General features: G+C 66.9%; 21 protein-coding genes and 1 riboswitch. Of the genes, 11 read left to right on the top strand and 10 right to left on the bottom strand.

Annotated features, from left to right (window positions below):
• Nucleotides 1-9: 9 nt before the first annotated feature.
• The 7 genes from cobO to AC1DX2_RS00785 all read right to left on the bottom strand — a co-directional run bounded on the left by cobO (nucleotide 10) and on the right by AC1DX2_RS00785 (nucleotide 6,928).
• Nucleotides 10-579, bottom strand: a complete 570-nt coding sequence (gene cobO / locus AC1DX2_RS00815; protein WP_477194379.1) for a cob(I)yrinic acid a,c-diamide adenosyltransferase — start codon at nucleotides 577-579, stop codon at nucleotides 10-12.
• Nucleotides 580-608: 29 nt separating this feature from the next.
• Entirely contained in the window at nucleotides 609-1,376 is a 768-nt protein-coding gene (locus tag AC1DX2_RS00810; protein ID WP_477194378.1) for an ABC transporter ATP-binding protein, read from the bottom strand.
• Complete coding sequence (locus AC1DX2_RS00805; protein ID WP_477194377.1) at nucleotides 1,373-2,386, bottom strand: FecCD family ABC transporter permease; 1,014 nt, start codon at nucleotides 2,384-2,386, stop codon at nucleotides 1,373-1,375. The genes AC1DX2_RS00810 and AC1DX2_RS00805 overlap by 4 nt, the downstream gene beginning before the upstream one ends.
• A gap of 304 nt (nucleotides 2,387-2,690) precedes the next feature.
• The gene (locus tag AC1DX2_RS00800) at nucleotides 2,691-3,596 is read right to left on the bottom strand and encodes an ABC transporter substrate-binding protein (protein WP_477194376.1); all 906 of its coding nucleotides are present in this window, start codon (nucleotides 3,594-3,596) and stop codon (nucleotides 2,691-2,693) included.
• Nucleotides 3,593-4,177: a bifunctional adenosylcobinamide kinase/adenosylcobinamide-phosphate guanylyltransferase gene (locus tag AC1DX2_RS00795; protein ID WP_477194375.1), complete on the bottom strand. Its 585-nt coding sequence runs from the start codon at nucleotides 4,175-4,177 to the stop codon at nucleotides 3,593-3,595. The genes AC1DX2_RS00800 and AC1DX2_RS00795 overlap by 4 nt, the downstream gene beginning before the upstream one ends.
• Entirely contained in the window at nucleotides 4,170-5,006 is an 837-nt protein-coding gene (locus AC1DX2_RS00790) for an ABC transporter substrate-binding protein (RefSeq protein WP_477194374.1), read from the bottom strand. The genes AC1DX2_RS00795 and AC1DX2_RS00790 overlap by 8 nt, the downstream gene beginning before the upstream one ends.
• 41 nt (nucleotides 5,007-5,047) lie before the next feature.
• Nucleotides 5,048-6,928: a TonB-dependent receptor domain-containing protein gene (locus tag AC1DX2_RS00785; protein ID WP_477194373.1), complete on the bottom strand. Its 1,881-nt coding sequence runs from the start codon at nucleotides 6,926-6,928 to the stop codon at nucleotides 5,048-5,050.
• 77 nt (nucleotides 6,929-7,005) lie between these two features.
• A riboswitch (cobalamin riboswitch) is annotated at nucleotides 7,006-7,256 on the bottom strand.
• Nucleotides 7,257-7,292: 36 nt separating this feature from the next.
• On the opposite strand from AC1DX2_RS00785, the gene AC1DX2_RS00780 reads away from it, so the two are divergent.
• The 3 genes from AC1DX2_RS00780 (at nucleotide 7,293) to AC1DX2_RS00770 (ending at nucleotide 9,042) form a co-directional block, all read left to right on the top strand.
• On the top strand, nucleotides 7,293-7,520 hold the full coding sequence (locus AC1DX2_RS00780) for a DUF904 domain-containing protein (protein ID WP_477194372.1): 228 nt from the start codon (nucleotides 7,293-7,295) through the stop codon (nucleotides 7,518-7,520).
• Nucleotides 7,517-7,858 carry a cell division protein ZapA gene (locus AC1DX2_RS00775; RefSeq protein WP_477194371.1) on the top strand — a complete coding sequence of 114 codons (342 nt, stop codon included), beginning with the start codon at nucleotides 7,517-7,519 and terminating at the stop codon, nucleotides 7,856-7,858. The genes AC1DX2_RS00780 and AC1DX2_RS00775 overlap by 4 nt, the downstream gene beginning before the upstream one ends.
• Before the next feature lie 359 nt (nucleotides 7,859-8,217).
• Nucleotides 8,218-9,042 (top strand): sulfite exporter TauE/SafE family protein, encoded by an 825-nt coding sequence (locus AC1DX2_RS00770; RefSeq protein ID WP_477194370.1) that lies wholly within the window; start codon nucleotides 8,218-8,220, stop codon nucleotides 9,040-9,042.
• Nucleotides 9,043-9,076: 34 nt separating this feature from the next.
• Here AC1DX2_RS00770 and AC1DX2_RS00765 read toward each other — a convergent pair whose 3' ends face one another.
• Nucleotides 9,077-11,494 (bottom strand): putative bifunctional diguanylate cyclase/phosphodiesterase, encoded by a 2,418-nt coding sequence (locus tag AC1DX2_RS00765; protein ID WP_477194369.1) that lies wholly within the window; start codon nucleotides 11,492-11,494, stop codon nucleotides 9,077-9,079.
• Nucleotides 11,491-12,777 carry an HD-GYP domain-containing protein gene (locus AC1DX2_RS00760; protein WP_477194368.1) on the bottom strand — a complete coding sequence of 429 codons (1,287 nt, stop codon included), beginning with the start codon at nucleotides 12,775-12,777 and terminating at the stop codon, nucleotides 11,491-11,493. The genes AC1DX2_RS00765 and AC1DX2_RS00760 overlap by 4 nt, the downstream gene beginning before the upstream one ends.
• Nucleotides 12,778-12,910: 133 nt before the next feature.
• Here AC1DX2_RS00760 and AC1DX2_RS00755 point away from each other — a divergent pair, with 133 nt between their 5' ends.
• Entirely contained in the window at nucleotides 12,911-13,645 is a 735-nt protein-coding gene (locus AC1DX2_RS00755; protein ID WP_477194367.1) for a glutathione binding-like protein, read from the top strand.
• An 11-nt stretch (nucleotides 13,646-13,656) separates the two neighbouring features.
• Nucleotides 13,657-14,265 carry a DsbA family protein gene (locus AC1DX2_RS00750; RefSeq protein ID WP_477194366.1) on the top strand — a complete coding sequence of 203 codons (609 nt, stop codon included), beginning with the start codon at nucleotides 13,657-13,659 and terminating at the stop codon, nucleotides 14,263-14,265.
• 21 nt (nucleotides 14,266-14,286) lie between these two features.
• On the opposite strand, the gene AC1DX2_RS00745 is transcribed toward AC1DX2_RS00750, so the two are convergent.
• Nucleotides 14,287-14,829, bottom strand: a complete 543-nt coding sequence (locus AC1DX2_RS00745) for a cysteine hydrolase family protein (RefSeq protein WP_477194365.1) — start codon at nucleotides 14,827-14,829, stop codon at nucleotides 14,287-14,289.
• Between the two features lie 161 nt (nucleotides 14,830-14,990).
• Here AC1DX2_RS00745 and AC1DX2_RS00740 point away from each other — a divergent pair, with 161 nt between their 5' ends.
• From AC1DX2_RS00740 to AC1DX2_RS00715, 6 genes are all read left to right on the top strand, one after another.
• Nucleotides 14,991-15,857, top strand: a complete 867-nt coding sequence (locus AC1DX2_RS00740; protein WP_477194364.1) for a dioxygenase family protein — start codon at nucleotides 14,991-14,993, stop codon at nucleotides 15,855-15,857.
• A gap of 31 nt (nucleotides 15,858-15,888) precedes the next feature.
• On the top strand, nucleotides 15,889-17,598 hold the full coding sequence (locus AC1DX2_RS00735; protein WP_477194363.1) for an ATP-binding protein: 1,710 nt from the start codon (nucleotides 15,889-15,891) through the stop codon (nucleotides 17,596-17,598).
• Between the two features lie 19 nt (nucleotides 17,599-17,617).
• Complete coding sequence (locus AC1DX2_RS00730; protein ID WP_477194362.1) at nucleotides 17,618-18,292, top strand: response regulator; 675 nt, start codon at nucleotides 17,618-17,620, stop codon at nucleotides 18,290-18,292.
• Nucleotides 18,293-18,385: 93 nt separating this feature from the next.
• On the top strand, nucleotides 18,386-19,024 hold the full coding sequence (locus AC1DX2_RS00725; RefSeq protein WP_477194361.1) for a TetR/AcrR family transcriptional regulator: 639 nt from the start codon (nucleotides 18,386-18,388) through the stop codon (nucleotides 19,022-19,024).
• A gap of 12 nt (nucleotides 19,025-19,036) precedes the next feature.
• The gene (locus AC1DX2_RS00720) at nucleotides 19,037-19,693 is read left to right on the top strand and encodes a glutathione S-transferase family protein (protein WP_477194360.1); all 657 of its coding nucleotides are present in this window, start codon (nucleotides 19,037-19,039) and stop codon (nucleotides 19,691-19,693) included.
• A 44-nt stretch (nucleotides 19,694-19,737) separates the two neighbouring features.
• Entirely contained in the window at nucleotides 19,738-20,223 is a 486-nt protein-coding gene (locus tag AC1DX2_RS00715; RefSeq protein ID WP_477194359.1) for a VOC family protein, read from the top strand.
• The last annotated feature ends 22 nt before the right edge of the window (nucleotides 20,224-20,245 follow it).

The following is a 20,245-nucleotide window of genomic DNA, read 5'->3' as shown; positions in this document are numbered from 1 at the left end:
TGTGGTACCTCAGTCCTCGATGCCGCGCTGGGCCGGTATGCCGGCCTTGAAGGCGTGCTTGACCATGGCCATCTCGGTCACCGTGTCGGCCAGCGCCATGATCTCGGGCGGGCAACGCCGTCCGGTGATGACCACGTGCACATGGCTGGGCCGCGTGCGCAGGGTCTCCAGCACGCCCTCCAGCGGCAGCCAGCCGTAGATCAGCGGGTAGGTCAGCTCGTCCAGCGTGACCATGAAGTAGTCACCACTCAGGATGGCCGCACTGGCTTTTTGCCAGCCATCGCGCGCCAGCTGGGCCGAATGCTCCAGGTCCTGGCTCTTCCAACTGAAGCCGTCGCCCAGGCCCTCGATGGGAATGCCGATCTGCTCGAACATGCGGTGTTCGCCAAAACGCGCGCTGGGCACCTTCATGAACTGGAAAATCTTCACCGCCTTGCCCCGCCCATGCGCCCGCAACGCCAGCCCAAACGCCGCCGTGCTCTTGCCCTTGCCGTCCCCCGTGTTGACGATCACGATGCCGCGCCGCTCGCCCTCGGGCTTCTCATACGGCTTGGCGGAAGGTGGTGTTTCGATGTGCATATTGGGGTCAGAGTCGAATTTGTTCGAGGTCAATTCACCACCGGTAACGCGACACTCTGGCCAGCGACCGTGTGGATGGCGATGCGGTGCTCGAACACCTGCTCCAGCGCGCGGTGCGTGGCCGTGTCACTGCACGCACCTTGGTGCGAGATGCGCCCCTGCGCCATCACCACCATCTGGTCGGCATGCAGTGCGAACGAAATCTCATGCAGCACGCTGACCACCGTGCGCCCTTGCGCCACCAGCGCGCGCACCAGCGCCAGCCAGTCGGCCTGGTGCGGCGGGTCCAGATTGGCCAGCGGCTCGTCCATCAGCAGCACCTGCGCCTGCACGGCCAGCGCGCGGGCCAGCAAGACGCGCTGGCGCTCGCCACCGGAGAGCTGGCCCAGCGGCCGCTCACGCCACTCCCACGCCTGGGTGGCGCGCAAAGCCTGTTCCACGGCCTGGCGGTCGGCCTCGCTGGGTGGCGCCAACCAGGGCTGGTGCGGCAGGCGGCCCAGCATGGCCACGTCATAGGCGCTGAGGTCGTCGGCGCTGGATTCGTTCTGCCCCAGCCACGACATCTGCAGCGCCCGCTGGCGCCCCGGCAGCGCCGCCATCGGTTGCCCCAGCAGGCTGACCTGGCCCGTGTGCGGCAACAGATGCGCCAACGCTTTCAGCAGCGTGGACTTGCCGGCGCCGTTGGGGCCAACGATGCTGGTCCACTGCCCTTGCGCAATGCTCAGGTCAATGCCGTGCAGCACCTCAGCCTGCCCCAGCCGGGCGCTGATTCCTTTGGCGTGCAGCGCGGCGCTCACAGCACGCTGCTCCCGCTGGTGGAACGGCGCCGGTGCATCAGCCACAGCAGGTAGCTGCCGCCCAGCACGGCGGTGAGCACGCCCACCGGCAGCTCTTGCGGCGCCAGGATCCAGCGCGCCGCCACGTCGGCCGCCATCAGCAGCAGGCCGCCCATCAGGCTGGCCAGCACGATCAGGCGCCCATGGGTGGTCTTGACCACCGAGCGCACCAGGTGCGGCGCGGCCAGGCCGACAAAGGCGATCAGCCCGGTTTGCGCCACCGCCGTGCCGCTGGCCAGCGCCAGCACGCCCACCAGCGCCACCCGCATGGGCGCCAGCGGCAGGCCCAGGCTGTGCGCGGTGGCCTCGCCCAGCATTAGCCCATCCAGCGCGTGGCTGAGCATCCAGGCCACGGAGACGCACAAAGCCCAAGCACCGGCCATCAGCCAGGCCGACGTCCAGCCCACAAAGCCGGTGCTGCCCAGCAGGAAGGACTGCATGGCCTGCAAGATCTCGGGCACCGACAGCGTGATCAAATCCCGCGCCGCGCCCAGCACCACACCCACGATGACGCCAGCCAGCAGCAGCCGCAGCGTGTGTTGCACGCCCTTGGCCAATGCCAGCGTCAGCACCACGCCACCCACCGCGCCCAGGAAGGCGGCGCCGGTCAACCCCAGACGCACCAGCCACTGCGTGGCGAATGGCGAGACGCCAAACAGCGCCAGCGCCACCGCCACACCCAGTGCCGAACCAGAGGCGCTGCCCAGCAAAAACGGGTCTGCCAGCGGATTGCGGAACAAGCCCTGCGCCACCGCACCGGCCAGGCCCAGCAAGGCACCGGCCGTCCAGGCGCCCAAGGTTCGCGGCAAGCGTATCTGCCACACGATCTGCCAGGCCACCGGGTCATCGTGCGCGCGCAGCACGCTCTCGAAGCCGGTGCTGCCCACGCCTGCGCCCACCAGCATCAGGGCGGCGCTGACGAGCAGCAGGCCGATGGCCAGCAAGCTTGCGGTTCTTGTGGTGCTCGTCATGCTTTCGCTCGCTGCAACTTTGACGTCGACGTGGCTCCGCAGCGCGGCAGCGGGAAATTGGCCCTTCCCCGGTGAGCAGGTCCGCTGCGCGGACTGCCCTGTGGCCCTTGTGTGAAGCTGAGGAGCGCAGCGGCATGCGGATCAAGAAGCACGCATGTTTGAGCCGAAGGCGAGTTTGCGTGCTTCCCGCATGCCGCGAGCACCACAAGGAAGTCCGCGCAGCGGACCTTCACACCAGGGTCGACAGCACCGCGCCGCATACCTAGTGCGCCCAGCCGGAGAAAACAGACACGCAGGCAAAAACTCATGGATAGAACCGCGCAATGCAAGAAGCCATGATCCGCGCCGCCTCCGCCATGCGCGGCCCGGGCCGCACCAGCACGTCGCCCTGCTCGGGCGTGAACTGGCAGATGCGCTTGGCACGCAGGGCGGCAATGCCGTCCCAGCCCGGCCGCTGGTCCAGCCCCTGGCCGTTGCGGTCGCCAATCATGATCAGGTCGGGGTTGGCGCGCACCACGAACTCGGGGTTCAGCTTGGGGAACGGGCCCAGGCTGGCGGGAATGATGTTCTTCACCCCCAGGCGCTTCAGCGTTTCGCCCATGAACGAGGTCTCACCCGCCCCATAGGGGCCGCGGCTGACCTCGAAATACACCTTGACGTTCTTCACCCTGGGCGGCAGCGACTGCGCGGCAGCGGCCACACCGGCATCGATGACGCGCCAGATGCGCTGTGCATCCGGCACTTCCAGCAACTGGCCGAGCTTGCCCATCACGCGCTGCACGTCGGCTGCGCTCCTGGGCTCCAGCGCAATCACCTTGATGCCCAGCGCCTGCAGGCGGTCCGCTGCGCGGGCCGAGGTGGCCATCAGCACCACATCGGGCCGCAGCGCCACGATGGCTTCTATGCTGGGGTCCAGGCCACCGCCCACCTGCGGCAGCTTGCGCACCATCTCGGGGAAGTTGGAATAGCGGTCCACACCCACCAGGCGCTGGCACTCGCCCAGCTCGCACACGGTTTCGGTCAGCGACGGCAGCACGCTGACGATGCGCTGCGGGCTTTTGGCAAAGCTGACGCTGACGCCCCGGTCGTCCACCACCTCCAGCGCATGGGCGGCCAAGCCAGTGCACAGCGTTGCGGCAGCCAGTGCCAGATGCGCCAGTGCGCGCCAGGGTGCGCTTTGGCTGCGCAGGATCGACTGTTGTTGTGTCATGTTGCAGGTTCGTTTTTCAGGGTCAGAGGCAGGCCGGCCGCCATCAGCGTGACGCGCTGGCATTGCCTGGCCACTTGTTGGTTCAAGTTGCCCAGCGCGTCCACAAAGGCGCGCACCTGGCGGCCCAGCGGAATCACGCCCAAGCCGATTTCGTTACCCACCAGCACCACCGGGCCGGGCGCGGCGGCCAACGCTTGCAGCAGTTCAGCGACCGGCGGCTCAGCGGCAGCGGCGGGCTCGGCCGGCATCAACCAGTTGGTCAGCCACAGCGTCAGGCAGTCCACCACCAGCAGCGTGTCCGCCCGGCTGTGCTGCGCAATGGCTTGCGCCAATGCCCGTGGCTCTTCCACCGTGCGCAGGCCCGGCACGCGCTGCGCACGGTCTGCCAGGTGGCGGGCGATGCGCGCGCGCATTTCGTCGTCATGCGCCTGGGCGGTGGCCACCAGCACCGCGTGGTGGGTGGGCGCACCGGCCAGCCAGGCCCGCGCCAGCAACTCGGCGCGGCGCGATTTGCCGCTCTTCTGCCCGCCCAGGATCAGCTCGCTGCGCACGGGCGTTGGCAGATCGATGGCGTCAGCCATGGCGCGCGCTCCAGTCCAGCACGATGCGGTGCAGGTGTGCCACGCCGTCGGTCAGCGCCGCCGGGCCGGGCTGCAGGATGTCGGCGGACTTGATCTCGAACAGCTGGCCGTTCTTCACCGCGCCAACCTCCTGCCAACCCGGGCGCGCCGCCACCTTCTCGGCGCGGAACTTCTTGCCGCACCAGGAGCCGATGATGATGTCGGGATTGCGACGCACAATCTCGTCGCCACTGGCGATGATGCGGTTCTTGCCCAGGGACTGGCCAGCCAGCTCGGGAAAGCAGTCGTCGCCGCCGGCAATGCCCATCAGCTCCGACACCCAGCGTATGGCGCTGATGTGCGGCTCGTCCCACTCCTCGAAATAGATGCTGGGGCGACGCGGCAAGGCCTTGGCCGCATCCTCAATCTCAGCCAGCTTGCGCTGCATGCCGGCAATCAGGGTCATGCCCTGCTCACGCTGGTCCACGATGGCAGCCACCTGCGCCAGCATGGCGAAGATCTCGGCCACGCTGCGCTGGTTGAACACCGTCACCATCACGCCGGCGCGTATCAGTGCGCTGGCAATGTCGGCCTGCATGTCGGAAAAGCCGAACACGCAGTCCGGCTGCAGCGCCAGGATCTTGTCGATCTTGGCGTTGATGAAGGCGCTGACCTTGGGCTTCTCCTCGCGCGCGCGGCGCGGGCGCACCGTGTAGCCGGAAATACCGGCAATGCGGTGCTCCTGGCCCAGCAGGTACAACCACTCGGTGGTCTCTTCCGTCAGGCAGACGATGCGCCGCGGCGCGGCGTCGAAAGCGAAGCGGGAGGGGTCGAGTGGTGGTGTGTTCATGGCCACGGAGCATGCCTCAAAGTCAAGCCCTTGTGCGCGCCTCAGTTGCTCCAGGTCAGCGACACGTAGGCGTTGCGCCCCGGCATGGTGTAGCCGTTGGCCAGCACATAGTGCGCGTCGTTCAGGTTGTTGATGCGCGCCAGCAGCGACAGGTTGGGCTGCAGCTTCCAGTTCAGGCCCAGGTTCAGCAGCCCGTAGCCGGCCAGGTTCTCGCGGCCGGTGGCGCCCACCTTGTTGTCCTCGCGGTCGCTGGACAGCTTGAATTCGCCGAAGACGTTGAACTCGCCCAGGCGCTGCGTCACGCGCAGGTTCAGCACGTCGCGCGCGATGCGCACCAGGCGCAGGTCGTTGGGCAGGGTGCGCGCATCGGTGTAGTCGAAGGAGGCGTTGTAGCTGGTGTCGCCCTGCTGGTAGCTGGCCGCCAGCGTGACGCCTTGCAGCTTGGCCAGCGCGCTCTGCACATTGGTGCTGGGCACGATGAAGCCTTCGATGTCGTTGCGGTAGGCCGTCGCGCTGAGCGACAGCGCGTCCTGGTCGTATTTCAGGCCCAGCTCGTTGCTGCGGTTGCGCTGCGGCGTCAGCGTGGGCGTGCCGAAGCCGGGAAAGTACAGCTGGTTGAAGCTGGGCGCCTGGAAGCTGGTGCCCGCGCTGGCAATGGCGCGCAGGCTGGGCGTGATGCGGTAACCACCCGACAGTGACCAGTTGTTGACACTGCCGAACTGCGAGTTGTCGTCATTGCGCACCACCACCAGCGCGTTCCACTGCGGGCGGTTGAAGGCGTAGGAGGCCAGCACGCTGCGGATGTCGCGCGAGCCCACGGTGTAGGCGGTGCTGGAGTCCACCGATTCCGAACGGCTTTCCAGCATGAAGGACAGCACGTCCTTGTCAAAGGCGATGTCGTTCTGCCACGTCACCTGGTCGCGCTGGGTGTTGAAGCGACCGTTGCCAGCAAAGGCATGGTCGCTGGCGCGGTAGTAGTCGCTGACGGAATCGTCCCGGCTGTTGCCCACCAGCAGCGTGGAGCGCCACTGCGGCAGCCACTGCGCTTCCCACTTCAGGTTGACGTTGCGCAGGTTGGGCTTGGCCACGGCGTCAGAGGTCAGCGCCGTCAGGCTCAGCGGGTTGGGCGACGGCGTGGCGTCGAACTGGTATTCGGTGTGGCTGTCCAGCAGGCTGAAGGTCAGCGCGTGCTCTTTGGACAGCCTGGCCACCAGCTTGGCGTCCAGGCTGCGCGAGGTGAAGCTGTCGGTGTCGGGGTTGTAGCCGAAGGCCAGCGGGTTGTAGGTGACGCTGACGCCATCCGCACGCTCGGTGGACACGCCCAAGCTGTAGCCCCAGATGCCGCTGGTGCCGCGCACCGAGGCGCCAGCCTGGCGCTGGCCGGCGGAGCCGAAACCGGCATTGGCGGTGAACTGCGGCGCGCCCTTGCCCGGCTCGCGGGTGAAGATCTGCACCACGCCGCCAACGGCGTCGGGGCCATACAAGGCGGAGGCCGCGCCGCGCAGGATCTCGATGCGCTCTATGCGCTCCAGCGGCAGGTTTTCCAGCGCGGCGCCGCCGGAGGTGGCCGAGCCAACGCGTACGCCGTCCACCAGGATCAGCGTCTGCGAGTTGCCGGCACCACGCAGGAACAGGCTGGTGGTGGAACGGTAGCCGCCGGTGGTGGAGAACTGCACGCCGGGTTGCTGGCCCAGCAGTTCGCGCAGCGAGGTCTGGCCCGACAGATCCAGCGTGGCGCGGTCGATCACGGTGACGTCGGCCAGCACCTCATTGAGTGGTGTGGGCACGCGGCTGCCGGTGACGACAACGTCTGTCAACGCGGTACTCGGCAAGGTTTCGGCAAAGGCAGAAAAAGCGGGAAAAGCAGCGGCCAGGGCCAGCGGCAGCGCGGCGAGACGCGCGAAGGAAACACGATTTGTCATGGTCAGAGAAACAATGGTCAAGCCCGCGCGGTCTTCCCCGACCGCATGAGGGCGTTCACGGCACGCGCGCTTTTGGGCGCACGGCCACCTTGTTGGCCGGTATCCGGGCTGGCGGAACGACTCTCGTCGCCTTCCCAAATGCCTGTTCAGAGCACTCAGTGGCTGGATGACGAAAGTTGGAAACCCGGTGGAACCGGGCTCCCGTCCGCTTGACCGTTGCGGGGGCAGCGCAGGTTAAGTCGCCAGCTGTGGCCGGCAAACCCTCCTGCTTCCCGTTGAACTGCGGCATGTGAACCACACCGCGAGCACCAACAATCATGCATTTTACGGTGGAACTTAAAGTAAACCCTACAATACCCGTTGTATGTCGTCGAATACCCACCAAATCGACCAGATCAACGAGCGCGTGGAACGCCTGCTGGTGCGCTACGCCGAGTTGCAACGCACCAACGAGCTGCTGAGCGAACAGGTGGAGCACCTGACGCAGGAGCGCGATTCGTTGAAGTCGCGCCTGAACGCGGCCCGCGCCCGCGTGGACGCGCTGCTGGACCGCCTGCCCGAAGCCGCCGGCTCGGCCAAACATTCGTCATGAAGCAATTAGAAGTACAAATCATGGGGCAAAGCTACCTGCTGGGTTGCCCCGAAGGCGGCGAGTCGCGCCTGCTGGATGCCGTGGAGCGCGTGGACACCGCCATGTGCAAGATTCGCGATGGCGGCAAGGTGCGCGCGCGCGACCGCATTGCCGTGCTGGCGGCGTTGAACCTGGCCTTTGACCTGGCCGACCGCGGCGAGGTCGCCGTGGCTACACCCATCACCGCGGTGGCCGCGCCTGCGGCCGTGGCCTCTGCGCCCAGTGCGCAGGACCCGGCGCTGACCGCCCTGCTGCACAAGCTGGATGAAGCGCTGAGCGATGACGGCCGGCTGATCTAACAGTCGGCTGGCATAGCTTTTGTGAATCAAGCGCAGACAGCAAGAAACTATTTATTACGCCGGCGACACATGCAAGGGCATGTGCCAGCGCCTACAATGGTCCTTGTCTGCAGTGCTCATCAGGCTTTATATTTCCTTGAACCAATGCTCATTGAGCCCGGGCTTGGAAAATCGCCTGGCAGGTGCGATCATCTCGCGTCAGATGAACCCGAAGCCAACGCTGACCTCGCCCACCTGAACCCCGGTTCAGGATGCCGGTCTGGTGGCATTTGCAGACACCTTTTTCAACGGACGCGCGCAGCGCGGACGCACCAAACCTTCCCCACCCTTCATCGCGAACCCACACGGTTCGCCACCCCATGGCAGGCATAGACATCCAGGTGATATTGGAGTTGTGCCTGCTCGGCCTGGCCACGGGCTACCTGGCCGGCCTGCTGGGCATAGGCGGCGGCATGCTGATGACGCCCTTCATCACCTTCATCCTGACCAAGCGCGGCGTGGCGCCTGACCTGGCGGTGAAAATGGCGATTGCCACCTCCATGGCCACCATCGTGTTCACCTCCATCTCCAGCGTGCGCGCCCACCACCAGCGCGGCGGCGTGCGCTGGGACATCGTGCGCAACCTGGCGCCGGGCATCGTGCTGGGCGCGGCGCTGGCCAGCCTGGGCGTGTTCGCGCTGCTCAAGGGCGCCTACCTGGCCATGGTGTTTGCACTGTTCACCGGGTTTTCGGCCGTCAAGATGCTGCGCGACAAGAAGCCGCTGCCGACCCAGCAGTTGCCGGGTGCGGCCAAGCAGTTCGGTGCCGGCACGGTGATCGGTTTCGTGTCGGGCCTGGTGGGTGCCGGCGGCGGCTTCATCAGCGTGCCCTACATGCTGGCGCACAACGTGGCCATGGCCCGTGCGGTGGCCACCAGCGCGGCGCTGGGCTTCCCCATCGCGCTGGCCAACGCCACAGGTTATGTGGCCAGCGGCCTGTTGTCGTCGCACGCGCTGCCGCCGCTCTCCTTGGGCTACATCTGGCTGCCTGCATTGGTGGTGATCGCGTCGTGCAGCGTGCTGACGGCACCGCTGGGCGCCAAGGCCGCGCACACCATGCCAGTGGACAAGCTGAAAAAAATCTTTGCCGGTTTGTTGCTGGGGCTGGGTTCGTACATGCTGTACAAGGGCATCAGCAGCCTGTGAACCGGCGCAGCGCGGCAAGCAGGTCTGCCGGGGCTCAGGCTGGCGCCGTCTCCCGCAGGCTGTCCCACAGCTTCTCGAAATCTGTCGCGCTCAAGCCTGGCGCGCACAGGTAACCCTGAAACGAATCGCAGTTCAGCCCGGCCAGGTAGTCGCGCTGGCCTATGGTTTCCACACCCTCGGCCACCACCTTCATCTTCAGCGCCCGCGCCATGCCGATGGTGGCGCTGACGATGGCGCGGTCGCTCTCGTCGGCCGGCAGGCCCATGACGAAGGAGCGATCTATCTTCAGCTTGGAGATCGGGAATTTCTTCAGGTACGACAGGCTGGAGTAACCGGTGCCGAAGTCGTCGATGGACAGTGCCACGCCCAGGCCGGCCAGCGCATGCAGCCGGGCCAGCGCCTCGTCGGCGTCGCGCACCAGGATGGATTCGGTCAGCTCCAGCTCCAGCAGGCGCGGGTTCAGATTGTGGCTCTGGATGGCCTTGGCCACGCGCTGCACGAAATCGGCCTGCTGGAACTGCAGCGCCGACACGTTGACAGCCACCGTCACCTCGCGGCCGGCGCGCTGCCAGGCCGCCGCCTGCTGCACCGCCTCCTGCAGCACCCAGTTGCCTATGCTGACGATGAAGCCCGACTCTTCGGCCAAACCAATGAAGATGGCCGGCGACACATTGCCCAACTCAGCGTCGTGCCAGCGTATCAGCGCCTCGGCACCCAGCAGCCGGCCGCTGCCCAGCGAGATCTGCGGCTGGTAGTGCAGGCGGAACTGCTTGCTTTCCATGGCCAGGCGCATGGCGTGGTCCATCTTGATGCGCGACAGCAGGTCCACGTTCATCTGCGGCTGGTAGTAGCGGTAGTTGCCGCGCCCGCGCTCCTTGACGCGGTACATGGCGGTGTCGGCGCACTTGATCAGGTCGTCCAGCGTGCGGCCATCCTGCGGGAACAGCGACAGGCCGATGCTGCAGCCAATCGAGAAACGCATGTCGTTGAGCACGAAGGGGTTGGCCAGCATCTCCAGGATGCGCTTGGCCACCACTTCGGAGCCAATGGCGTCGGAGTGCTGCAGGAAGATGACGAACTCGTCGCCGCCGATGCGGCACAGCGTGTCGACGTCGCGCAGGCACAGCTTCAGGCGCTGCGCCACCTCCAGCAGCACGCAGTCGCCAAAGGCGTGGCCCATGGAGTCGTTGATGTTCTTGAAGCGGTCCAGGTCCAGGAACATGATGGCAAACTGTCCGCCCTCGCGCATGGCCACGCGCAGCGCGTATTCCACCCGCTGGGCCAGCATCAACCGGTTGGGCAGGCCGGTCAGCACGTCGCTGTAGGCCAGTTGCTCGATGCGGCGCTGGGCCGCGAGCCGCTCGGTCAGGTCCTTGCAGAACGCCACCGTGTGTTGCAGATGCCCCTGCTCATCGCGCAGCGCCACCCAGGCCACCTGCACCGCGCACTCGGGCCGGCCGGGGCTGCGGTGCCACAGCTGGCCTTCCCAACTGCCGTCCTTGGCCAGCGCGTCCTGCACGCGCACGAAGAAGCTCAGGTCATGCGGGTCATGGAACAGCATGCTGGCGTCGCTGCCCAGCATCTGGGCCTGGGCGCTGCCGGTCAGGCGCTCGCACTGCGGGTTGACGGCCAGGATGGAAAAGCCCGCGCTGGTGATGAACACCGCGTCCAGGCTGGACTCGAACACCTTGGCGGCCAGGCGCATGCGGGTCTCGAAGTCGACCCGCTGCGTGATGTCGCGAAACGAGTAGACCCGCCCGGTGGGCTCGCCGCGGCTGAACTGCGGCATGGTCACGCGCTCCAGCAGGCGGCCGCTGTCCAGCGTCACCACATCGCTGAACTGCCCCAGCGGGTCGTTGGCAATGCCAGCCAGTTGCTGCGCATAGGCGGCGGCGTCGGCCACGCGGCTGGCCAGGTGGGCGTGCAGCGCCTGGTCCTGCGGGCGCAGCAGCAAGTCCTCGGGCACGCCCCACAACTCGGCAAAGTGGCGGTTGTAGCTGCGCACGCCGCCGTCCATGTCCACTACCAGGATGCCATCGGCGGTGGACTCCAGCGTGGCGCGCAACTCGGCCACGATGCGCTCCATCTCGCGCTCGGCGCGTTGCTGCGGGCGCAGGTCGCGCAATGCCACCAGGTAGGCCTTGCGGCCGTCATCCAGCGTCAACGGGCTGACGCGCCGCTCCACAGGTATCGGCGTGCCATCGGTGCCACGCACCAGGGTTTCGGAGTGGATGGCCGTCTCCAGCCCGGCGGCCACGTCTTCCCAGAAGAACTGGTCCTGCGGGGTGGCACTGAGTTCCACCACCGGCCGCTCCAGCACGTCGGCCTCGGGCACCCCTGTGAGCGCGGCGGCGGCCGGGTTGGCGGCCACGATGCGCAGGCTGACCCCATCCACCAACCACACCGCCTCCAGCAGCCCTTCGATCAAAGGGCCATGGGTGGCGGTGGTCACGGAGCAGCCTCCGCCATCGGCGGGTTGGCCTGCTCGAAGAAATAGCCTATGCGCTGGCGCGGCGACAAGTAGTCCAGCGACTCGCGCGGCAGTGCCCCGGGTTTGAGGCTGCGGCGTATGCCCACATTGGGCGTGGTTTCCAGATCAAGGATCAGCGCCTCGTGCCGCGCGACGGCCGGGTCGTGCACGACGACGCGGGGCTTCAGCGGCCGGCTGGAATTGACCGACACCACGATGGCGAAGCGCTCGTCCACCAGTTGCACCACCGAGCCGGGCGGGTAAACGCCCATCATGCGGATGAAGGCGCCCAACACCACCGGATCAAAACGGGTCTTCAACTGCGCGAAGATCAGCGACAAGGCCTCATGCGGCGTCATCGCGGCCGCTGGCCGGCTGGGGTTGCACAGGTTTTCGTAGCGGTTGATCAGCGCCAGGATCTTGGCCGGCAGGCTCATCTTGTCGCCCTTGAGCTTGGCCGGGAAGCCGCTGCCGTCGATCATCTCGTGGTGCTGGGCAATGGCCAGCAAGGCGCCAGGGCTGAGCTCCATGCGCTTGCCCAGCAGCACGCTTTGCGCCACATGCTCCTGATACAGCTTGTATTCGGCGGTGGAGAAGTTTTCCTCCAGCCAGCGCACGCGGTCGGGCAGTTGCAGCTTGCCCATGTCGTGCAGGAAGGCGGCCATGCCCAGGTCCACCATGTCGGCCTGCGGCAGGTTCAGCGCCTTGCCCAGCAACAACGAGATCACGGTGACGTTGACCGGGTGCATGGCGGCGCGGTCGCCCATGCCCTCGGACAGAAGGCGTATGGCGGACTCGCCCTCCACCAGCATCTCGTCCACCAGGCCACTGACCATGCTGAGGCATTTTTCTGCGGCATCCTTGGGCCGGGCGGCCACCTGGTCGGCCACCTGCTTGTACTGGCGTATGGCCTCGCCGAAGCGTTTCTCGCACACCGCCAGACCGCGCTGCTGGGCGCTGAGCAAATCGGTGGTCAGCTTGCGCTTGTTGCGCTCAGCGGCAGCGGCAGCCTCGCGCGCCGCCTTGGCAGCGGCGGCCTCGGCAGCGGCGGCGATGGCCTTGGCGTCAAATTCCGGGTCGCTCTTGGACGGCACGAACTTGACGCGCTGCAGGCCCAGGCTGCGTATGGTCTCGATCTGCTTGTCGGAACTGATCTTGAAGCTGCTGGTGGGAAAAGGGTGCGCCATCCAGCCAAGCTCCAGCTCGACATACATGCCGGTTTTCAGCTGCGAGACATCGACCAGTTCGAAGTTCATGTCTTTCATACCGTGATCGTTTCGGCTCCCTGCCCCCTGAACGCCGCCTTGCCATTATGGCCATGTGGCCCCGGCATGCAAGCGTTTGCCTCAGCACAATGAGCATATCATGGCACTATCAACAAGATAGCAAGGCGCGCGCATGATAGACCTGCATTACTGGCCCACGCCCAACGGCTGGAAGATTTCCATCATGCTGGAGGAATGYGCGCTGCCCTACCGGCTGGTGCCGGTGAACATCGGCCGGGGTGAGCAGTTCGCGCCGGGCTTCATGGCCATCAGCCCCAACAACCGCATGCCGGCCATCGTCGACCACGCCCCCATTGGCGGTGGCGAGCCACTGGCGGTGTTCGAGAGCGGCGCCATCCTGCAGTACCTGGCGGAAAAAGCCGGGCGCTTCCTGCCCACCGGCGTGCGCGAGCGCTTCGCGGTGCTGCAATGGCTGATGTGGCAGATGGGCGGCCTGGGCCCCATGGCCGGGCAAAACGGGCATTTTTTGTTGTACTCACCCGACAAAATCCCCTACGCCATCGCCCGCTATGGCCAGGAAGTGGACCGCCTGTACGGTGTGCTGGACGCCCAGCTGGCACGCACCGGTGCCTTCGTGGCCGGCGCCGACTACTCGATTGCCGACATGGCCATCTTCCCCTGGGTGCGCACGCACAAGGCGCAGCAGGTGGACCTGGGCAAATTCCCGCACGTGCAGGCCTGGTACAACGCGCTGTTCCTGCGCCCTGCCGTCAAACGCGGGCTGGACCTGGGCAAGGAGCTGCGCGCGCCGGCCCTGACCGACGAGGCGCGCAAGAACCTGTTCGGCCAGACCGCGCAAAGCGTGCGCCACGCGCAGGAACAGCAGCAGCAACAGCAGCCCACCTGAAGGAAACCCGCATGATCGAATGCTTCTTCGACTGCTCCAGCCCCTGGACCTACCTGGCCTTCCACAACCTGCAGCCCATGGCGGCAGAATTGAACGAGCCAGTCCAGTGGCGGCCCATCCTGGTGGGCGGCGTGTTCAATGCCGCCAACCCCAGCATCTACGCCCAGCGCGAAAACCCGGTACCGGCCAAGCGCGACTACATGCTGAAAGACCTGCAGGACTGGGCCCGGCTGGCGGGCCTGACCATCGTGTTCCCGCCGCGCGTGTTCCCGGTCAACAGCGTCAAGGCCATGCGCGGCTGCATCTGGTTGGCGCAACGCGACACCGCCAGCATGCTGGCCTTTGCCCGCGTGGTGTTCGAAGCCTACTGGTCGCGCGAGGAAGACATCTCGCAAGACGCCGTGCTGGCGCCGCTGTGCGAGCATGTCGGCGTGGTGCCGGCTGAGTTTTTCGACGGCATAGGCCAGAGCGCCATCAAGGACCAACTGCGCGCCAACACCGACGAGCTGGTACGCCGCGGCGGCTTCGGCTCGCCGACGATGTTCGTCGGCGACGACATGTACTTCGGCAACGACCGGCTGGAAGTGTTGCGCCAGGCGGTGCTCAGGTCAAGGCGCTGATTCCACCCACACGGCGCTGATTCACGCGCTGAACACCACCTCGGCCGCCGGCACGGCCACGATCCTGGGGCCAAAGCTGCGGATGTTGGACAGCGTGGCGTTGTGGTGGGTGCGTATCTGGTCCGCGCTGGCGTGTGGCTTGTCGTGGGTGGTGTGGGCATCGGCCACCAATGTCACCGGGTAGCCCAGGGCGGCAGCGCGCCGGGTGGTGGTGTCGACGCAGAACTCGGTGGCGTAGCCGCAGATCACCACTTCCTTGACACCCGCGCGGTCCAGCAACTCGGCCAACGGCGTGCGCATGAAGGCGTCTGGCGTGGTTTTGCGCACCAGATGGTCCTGCGACAGCACGTCCAGCGTGCGTTCCAGCTCCCAGGCGGTGCTGCCGTGGCGCAGTTCCTGGTAGACGGTTTCGTGCTGGATGAAGATCACCGGCGCGCCGGCCGCGCGGGCCGTGCGGGCCAAGGCGTTGATGCGCGCCAGCACAGCGTCGGCGTCTCCAGGGCGTGGCGCGGCGTCAAACAGCCCGCGTTGCACATCGATCACCAGCAATGCCTGTTTTGCCATGTCTGTTGTTCCTCCCCTGTCAGGTTCGTACAGGTTCACAGTCCGTACACATGGCGGCATGGTAGCGCAGGCCACCGATGCGGCAAACGCGCCCGGCATCTCCGCATTTCCTCCCAATTGGTGCGCCACACTCTAAGGCTGCACGAGAGCTCCTGTACCGCATGACACAAGAACAACGCCGCCGCGCCCTGTTGCGCCTGGGCGCCCTGGGAACCTGGGGCGGGCTGGGCTGGCTGGGTGCCCGCCACGCGTCGGCCGCCCCCGCGACCAGCAATTGCCCGGTGGTGCCGCAGGAGACCGAGGGCCCCTTCCCCGCCGACGGCACCACGATGCAGCCGCCGAACGGGATGCCAGGCGCTGCCTACACTGGCATGCCACCGCCCGGCGCTGCGCCCATGGGTGGGCCAGGGCATGCGCCGCCAGGCTTGGGTACGCCTGGCACCCAAGCGCAGGCCTTCAACGTGCTGACGCTGCCTGGCGTCGTCCGCAGCGACCTGCGTCGCAACCTGGACGGCAGCGGCGAGGTGGGCGGCGTGCCTTTGAGCTTGCGCATCCACCTGGTCAACCATGGGGCGGCGTGCAGCCCGCTGGCCGGCCATGCCATCTACGTGTGGCACTGCACGCGCGAGGGCGACTATTCGGTCTACGGCAGCGGCGACATCCGGGACAACCGCTTGCGCGGCGTGCAGGTGACCGACGCGCAGGGCCAGGTGCGCTTCAGCACCATCGTGCCGGGCTGCTACATGGGGCGCATGCCGCACATCCACTTCGAGGTCTACGCCGGCCTGGCTCAGACGGTGAATGGGCGCAACGCGCTGGCCACCTCACAGCTGGCGTTTCCCACCGACACCATGGCGCAGGTCTATGCCAGGGCGGCGGGCTACCAGGCCAGCGCGCGCCACCTGGCGCAGATGAGCTTTGCCAGCGACATGGTGTTTGCCGATGGTGTGGCCCTGCAGATGGTCAAGCTGCAAGGCAGCCTGGCGCAGGGGTTCGATGCCAGCCTGCAAGTGGCGATCGCGGTTTGAACTTCAGCGCATACGCTGCAGATAATCCAGCATGCCCCGCCTGACGCTGCAACGCAAATTCTTCATCGCGCTGGTGCTGCTGCTGCTGGCGCTGTTGACGGTGTTCATCGGCCTGTCCAGGCTGGGCCTGCAGCGCGGCCTGGGCCAGTACGTGGCCGAGATCGAGCTGTCGCGCATGGACTGGCTGTCCAAGCGCCTGCTGGACGACTACGCCAGCCACGGCAACAGCTGGCAATACCTGAAAGACGAGCGCAGCGCCTGGTTCAGTGCCTTGATGTCCGCCAGCGGCTGGCGCGGCCAGGGTGAGCCGGGATCGTCCAAGGGCGGGCCGGGCCGCCTGGACAGACCGCCACGCGACCTGCCTGCGCGCCTGGAGGGTGCCTCCGCGCCCAAGCAGCCGGGCGACCACGGCCCGCCCATGGGCATAGGCCCGCCGCCATTTGGCGAGCGCCATGGCGGACCGGGTGGTCCGGGTGGTCCCAAAGGACCCGGTGGTCCTGGGGGGCCTGGCATACCGCAGGTCGACGTGCTGCCGCACCGCTTCATGCCACCGGCCCCGCCCAACACACCGGGCGACCCGCGTGGCCGCGCCGACAACGTGTACAACCGGTTGGCTCTGCTGGATGCCGATGGCCGGCGCCTGGCCGGCAGCGAGGCGGATCTGGCCGATGCGTTGCGCCAGCCGCTGCGCCAGGACGGCCGCACCGTGGCCTACCTGGCCCTGCTGCCGCTGCAAGGCATACAAACCGATGCCGACCGCGCCTTCGTGGCGCAGCAGCTGGAGTTCATCCTGGCCACCGCGCTGGCCGGGCTGCTACTGGCGCTGCTGATTTCCTCCTGGCTGGGCCGGCGCTGGTTGGCGCCCATCCACGGCCTGGCCGAAGCCGCGCAAGCCGTGGCCCGGGGCCGGCTGGACACCCAGGTGCCCATCCACGGCCACGACGAGCTGGCCACGCTGGCCCAGACCTTCAACCGCATGACGGCGCAGTTGGCGGCGCTGGAGAGTTCGCGCAGCCAGTGGCTGTCCGACGTGGCGCACGAGCTGCGCACGCCGCTGACCGCCATACGTGCCGAGATCGAGGCGCTGCAGGACGGTGTACGCCCCTTCGGCGCCGACGCCGCCCAGCGCCTGCACCGCCAGGTGATGCGCCTGGGCCAGTTGGTGGACGACCTGCGGGCCAGCCTGGATCCGGCTGACGGGGCCGCGCCACCGCTGCAACTGACCCCCCAGCAACCGCTGCTGCTGCTGCTGGACGCCCTGGAGTTGATGCGCGAACGCTTCACCCAGGCCGGCATTGCGCTGGACATCGGCTACCTGAAGCCGCTGGCCCAGCGCGGCAGCGCCGTGGTGCTGGCCGACGAGCGGCGGCTGCACCAGGTGTTCATCAACCTGCTGGAAAACAGCCTGCGCTACACCCATGCCGGCGGCCGGCTGCAAGTGTGCGCCGGGGTGGAAGAGAGCCGGAACCATGACCATGGGGGCCGCCGGTTGGTGATCCTGCTGGACGACACCGCGCCCGGCCCCGCGGCGGCCGACCTGGAGCACTTGTTTGAGCGTTTCTACCGGGCTGAGGCCTCGCGCAGCCGCGAACTGGGCGGCTCGGGCCTGGGGCTGGCCATCTGCAAGCGCATTGTGGAAGCGCACGGCGGCAGTATCACTGCCGCGCCTTCGGCGCTGGGCGGGCTGCGCATCGCGCTGACCTTGCCGCTGGCCGATGCACCCGACACTGCCGAGGCGTAACATGCTGTTGGACCAAGCCATGACAACCCGCATCCTTGTGGTCGAAGACGAGCCCGACATCGCCTCGGTGGTGGTGGACTACCTGCGCCGTGAAAGCTACATCGTCGAGCACCAGGCCGATGGCCAACGGGCGCTGGAAGGCATACTGCGCGCACCGCCCGACCTGGTGCTGCTGGACGTGATGCTGCCCGGGCGCGATGGCACCAGCGTGCTGGAGCTGACCCGGCGCCAGTCCCGCGTGCCGGTGATCATGCTGACGGCACGGGTGGAAGAAGTTGACCGCCTGCTGGGCCTGGCTCTGGGCGCCGACGACTACATCTGCAAACCCTTCTCGCCGCGCGAGGTGGTGGCGCGCGTGAAGGCAGTGCTGCGCCGCAGCCAGCAGCCCGCCGCGCCCAGCTCGGCACTGGTGCTGGACGAAGAGCAGTGGCAGGCCCGCCTGCACGGCCAGCCGCTGGCGCTGACGCGCAAGGAATTCGAGCTGCTGCGCGTGCTGTCGGCCCACCCAGGGCGCATCTACCCGCGCGCCAAGCTGCTGGAACTGGCCTATGCCGATGACCTGTCGGTCACCGAACGGGCAGTGGACAGCCACGTGAAGAACCTGCGCCGCAAGATGGCTGCGCTGGACAGCCAGCACGAGTGGATACGTTCGGTGTACGGCGTCGGCTTCGCCTTTGAAGACCAGTTGGTCTAGCGCTTGGTTTAACGCCTTTTCCCCTGTTGGTAGTGGCCCGCTTGACAGCCCGGCAAATGCACGGCATAGTACACACCAACCAGTTGGTATGTTATGCAAGCAAGCACCGAATCTGCCTCCCCCTCGCGGCAAAAGCTGTTGGACGCCGCGCTGTCGGTGATCCGCACCAAGGGCTACAGCGCCACCACCGTGGACGAGCTCTGCGCCGCTGCCGGTGTCACCAAGGGCGCGTTCTTCCACCACTTCAAGAGCAAGGACGCCTTTGGCGTCGCCGCTGCGGACTATTGGTCAGAGACGACTGACGCGATGTTTGCGCAGGCGCCCTACCACGGCCATGCCAACCCGCTGGACCGCGTGCTCGGCTATGTGGCCTTGCGCAAGGAACTGCTGGCAGGTGGCGTTCCCGAATTCACTTGCCTGGTCGGCACCATGGTGCAGGAGACCTATGAGACCAGCCCCACCATCCGCGATGCTTGCGCGCGCAGCATCACCGGCCATGCGCAGCACCTGGAGGCCGACATCGAGGCGGCCATGCGGGAGCGAGGACTGTCTCCCGACTGGAGCGCCAAGTCGCTGGCGCTGCACACCCAGGCCGTGTTGCAGGGCGCGTTCATCCTGGCCAAGGCAACGGGTGGCGCCGCCATCGCGGCCGACAGCGTCGACCACCTCAGCCGCTACCTCGAACTGCTGTTCTCGTCCGGCAAGCGAAACGCCCCCGGCGAATCACCCTGAAGGAGATCTCCCATGACCGCCACCCTCACCTGCTTCGCACAGTCGCCCGACCGCGGCCGAGGCCTGGCGCGCGACATGCGCGTACGTTGGGCGCTGGAGGAAGTGGGCCAGCCCTATGACGTGCGCCTGGTGTCTTTCGCCCAGATGAAGGAGCCCGAGCACCTGGCGCGCCAGCCGTTCGGCCAGATTCCCGCCTTTGAGGAAGGCGGTTTGGCATTGTTCGAATCGGGCGCCATCGTGCTCCACCTTGCGCAGCAGCATGCGGGCCTGCTGCCGGCGGACGCCAACGCACGCGCGCGTGCCGTCAGTTGGATGTTTGCCGCCGTCAGCACCATGGAGCCCCCGCTGGTGGAACGCAGCATGGCGATGGTGTTCGAACGCGACAAGCCCTGGTTCGAGCAACGACAGCCCATGCTTGACAAACAGGCACATGCCCGGCTCGGCCAGCTTTCCAGGCACCTCGGTGACGCCGAGTGGCTTGACGGTGCATTCAGCGCTGGCGACCTGATGATGATCGGCGTGCTGTTCCGCTCCAAGCCCACGGGCGTGCTGAAAGACTACCCCAACCTGGACGCCTACGTCGCCCGCGGCGAGGCGCGGCCGGCCTTCCAGCGCGCGTTTGACGCGCAACTTGCGGTTTTCACGGCGAGCCAGCAGACCGCTGCCTGAGCCAAGCTTCCATTCCCCCTGACCCAAACCACCAAGGAGCACCCATGACCCAAGCCAAACCCATCCCCGACGGCATGCATTCGCTGACGCCCCACCTGGTCTGCGACGGCGCTGCCGCCGCCATCGAGTTCTACAAGAAGGCCTTCAACGCGCAGGAGCTGGCGCGCATGCCCGGCCCCGAAGGCAAGTTGATGCACGCCATGCTGAAAATCGGCGACTCCCACTTCATGCTGAACGACGAGTTCCGTGATTTCGGCGGCTTCGGCCCGCACTACCTGAAGGGCTCGCCGGTAACCATCCACCTGTATGTGACCGACGTGGACGCCCAGGTGGCCCAGGCCGTGGCGGCCGGCGCCAAGCTCACCATGCCGGTGGCCGACATGTTCTGGGGCGACCGCTATGGCCAGCTGGAAGACCCGTTTGGCCACAAGTGGTCGGTCGCCACCCACATCAAGGACACCACACCGGAAGAAGCCATGGCGGCAATGATGGCCATGGCGCCGCCGTCGGACTGCGGCAACAAAGCGTGACGCATAAGCCAGCGGGGATGCT

Source organism: Hylemonella sp. P2_B10, assembly GCF_056404875.1.
This window is presented reverse-complemented; position numbering and strand designations above follow the sequence as displayed.